Source organism: Streptomyces sp. NPDC059994, from assembly GCF_042737755.1.
GTDB lineage: Bacteria > Actinomycetota > Actinomycetes > Streptomycetales > Streptomycetaceae > Streptomyces.
In genome coordinates this window covers 1-2,862 of the sequence record NZ_JBHWUR010000215.1, presented here as the reverse complement: position 1 = coordinate 2,862, position 2,862 = coordinate 1, and the positions used below count along the sequence as shown (strand labels likewise).

The 2,862-nt window shown below is 65.6% G+C and carries 2 protein-coding genes and 1 pseudogene; 2 read left to right on the top strand and 1 reads right to left on the bottom strand.

All coding sequences use genetic code 11. From position 1 onward, the window contains the following. Positions 1-84 (top strand): annotated as a pseudogene (locus ACFWA7_RS39860) (IS5/IS1182 family transposase); the annotation flags it as partial. Positions 85-927: 843 nt separating this feature from the next. Here ACFWA7_RS39860 and ACFWA7_RS39855 read toward each other — a convergent pair. Continuing rightward, positions 928-1,815 carry an endonuclease NucS domain-containing protein gene (locus ACFWA7_RS39855; protein ID WP_385547182.1) on the bottom strand — a complete coding sequence of 296 codons (888 nt, stop codon included), beginning with the start codon at positions 1,813-1,815 and terminating at the stop codon, positions 928-930. A gap of 97 nt (positions 1,816-1,912) precedes the next feature. Between ACFWA7_RS39855 and ACFWA7_RS39850 the strand changes: the two genes are divergently transcribed. Next, a complete protein-coding gene (locus ACFWA7_RS39850; protein WP_385547185.1) occupies positions 1,913-2,170 on the top strand; it encodes a helix-turn-helix domain-containing protein in 258 nt (85 codons plus the stop codon). The last annotated feature ends 692 nt before the right edge of the window (positions 2,171-2,862 follow it).

The window sequence follows — 2,862 nt, the reverse complement described above, 5'->3', positions numbered from 1 at the left end:
CACATCTTCCGTCACTCCCGATGCAGCCCCAATCGAATGACGTCAATTGCTCAAGCCGTGCTCACCCTGGAGCGCCAACGCTGAAAACGCTCATTCGCACCGCCGCGGAGGGGCCCGGGGGCCAATGTGCTCGACAGAGACGCGTGACGCATGAGCCCTCCGACAGCGCGCTTTCCCCCGGCGACGCCCCGGCAAGCCAGGAGGAGCCGTGATCGCAGGCCGACCGACGCCGCATCAACTGAGCTTTCCGGCCATCCCTTCAGGATGGGCGGCGCTCTGCGGCGTCGAGCCGCAGCACCACCACGGCTCGACGAAGCGCCACATGTAGCCCTTCCTCGTCACCTGCCTCTGCGGTCACGGACCGCAGCGCCATCACGGCTACCCGGCCTACGGGATGGCCGTGACACCGGAACTGCTACCGCTGCAGTTCGAAACGGCAGCACCACCACGGCGTCCTGCGCGAGAACGGCAACCTGGACTGGTACGAACTACCTCTGCACTTCGGAACGCAGCACCATCACGGCGCTATCCAGCCGAGCGCGTTGGACAGGGTGGTGAACTGCCTCTGCGGTTCCGAACCGCAGCACCATCTACCGATACGTTGCGGCGCCAGCGGGCACCGCCGACTCTGCGTCCAAACCAGCGGAATCGCTGGGGAGACACACCATGTGCCATCTCTACAGGCCGCCCCGTCATCCCGAATTCAATCAAGGGGTATCACCCCGGGCTGTTCGACCTCGTACCCGAATATGCATCCGCCGAGGGGCCGCAACATAGCGGTGGATCCCCGGTTACCGAAACCGGGGATCCACCGCATCCTTATAGCTCCACCGCCATTCCCTGACCGCCACGTCGAGAGGCAGCACCACGACACCAGCCGACAACTACACATCCCGGCCGCACACGACCGCGCCGGCCACCGGCCTGCTACGCCGCGGCGTAGCTGAGGCGGAACAGGTCCTGGGCACGCTCCAGGTCCCGCTCCGTGCGCAGCTGCAGCTCCAGGTCGCCGGTACCGTGGTGGCCGAGCCCCGTCACGTCCCGGGTGAAGCCCGGAACGAGGTCGACCTCCTTCGGGTCGGCCTTGAGGTAGACGAGGAGCTTGGTCTGCTGCGGCGAGCAGACGCAGGCAAAGTTTCGCAGCCGCTGGTAGGCCGCGTACTGCTTGCGCTGCACCCGGGTGACGGCGGCCCCGAGCCCGGTCAGCACCTCGTCGACCGCCCCAGCCAACTCGGTCATCGCACCGTCCTGCCGTCGGACAGCCGGCAGCCCAGCCGCCTGCCGGCGAACCCGCCGAGCGGCGACCGACTGCCCGGTGACCGACGCCACGGTCTCCAGACCGAAGTGGTCGCTGCCGTAGTACCGGTAGCGGACCAGGTCGATCGAGCGCCGGTGCTCGCGCACAGCATGCGCGTCATATCGGGTGAAGTCGCCGGCCACACAGATCAGCCGGGACGCACTCCACAGGATCTGGGACGCAGCCGACACCCCGAGCCGGTCGCGGACCAGATTCCGGAAGGCGTCCTTACGGGCCATGAGCCACGCCATGTAGTAGAGGCCCTGGTTGATCACCCCGGCGTCGGTGCCCCGCTTGCACTCCACGATCACGGGCGCCCCATTCTCGTCGAGCCCCAGCGAGTCGATCCGCCCGCCGTCGACACAGTCGATGACGTACTCGCTCGCCAGGAACCTGACGCCGAGCATCGTCTCCATATGTGCCTCGACGAGGTCCTGCACATCCGACTCGACCTGCGCTAGTCGCGGCACGACCTCCGTCACACCGCTCTTGACGTTGAACAGCCTCAGTCCCACCACTCCCCCTGCACGACCACGATGCCAGAGGGGAACCCCATAGGGCTCAGGGATATTTCCGCCACCGAAATTCGTCGCGATAAGGACAGAACAAGCAGTCATGCACACACGGCACAACGCGATCCAGGATGCCCAGTACAGCCCCGCTCACATCCGGGCCACGTGGAGCGGGACCGGGAGCGTGGAAGAGGCATCGAAGGCGTTCGGGTTCTCCCGGGCGAAGGGCTACGACCTGGTGCGCCAGGGGAAGTTCCCGTGCCGCGTGCTCCGCATCGGACGCAGCACGCGGGTCGTCACGGCGTCCTTGGTCCGGGTGCTCGAAAGCGGTGAGCCGGAGTACAGCAGTGCCAGCACCTGACGGACTCGGCGAGGCCGCAGGTGGTTTGAGCGAGCGTTAAATCGATGCTTACGTTGCCGCAGCTGATTTCGAGGATGCGTCTGCGATGGAACCGGTCATGGAGGCGTGCCAGCTGGGCAACATCGCTTGTGTCACAAGAAGTTCGATCTCATCCCCCGCGCGCCTCGGCCATACTATTTCGTCGGGGCTGACGGTCCAGCGAGGTGAGGTGCGTGCATGACGGCCGTTGAGGATGATCGAAGCAGTACGCGCCTAGGCGTGCTTGAACTTCCCGTTGAGGCTCGAGTCCGCGAGGCTGCACCAGCGTTCGCGCACCTAGACGCTCTGGGACTTGCCACCCCGAGAGACGGTGCACGAAACGCGATCGCCGCGGCGCTGGTACACCGGTCGTACCTCTACGAGAGCCGGGGAGCAATACCAGGCATCACACAGACCTCCTTGGACGCACTTGGCCGACTGGGCAGCGCGTTCCTGTGGAAGACGGCCGCGGTAGAGCGGTACCGCAGGATTGCGAATCCCACCTCCGGGACGATGAGCCAGGATGTTGCCAGGATTATCGCTACATTCCCGGCCTGGACCGCACGTCAGGAGTGGCTTAGACCGCGTTTGAGATCTCCCGTGCCGGTTGTGCGGATCGCTCGTTGAGGGGTGTATGAGTGCTGCTGGGGAGGGTTATCCGTCGGATCTGACGG

Bases quoted from the DNA above. Each gene is read 5' to 3' on its own strand.
- ACFWA7_RS39850 (WP_385547185.1), top strand. From the start codon at position 1,913: ATGCACACACGGCACAACGCGATCCAGGATGCCCAGTACAGCCCCGCT.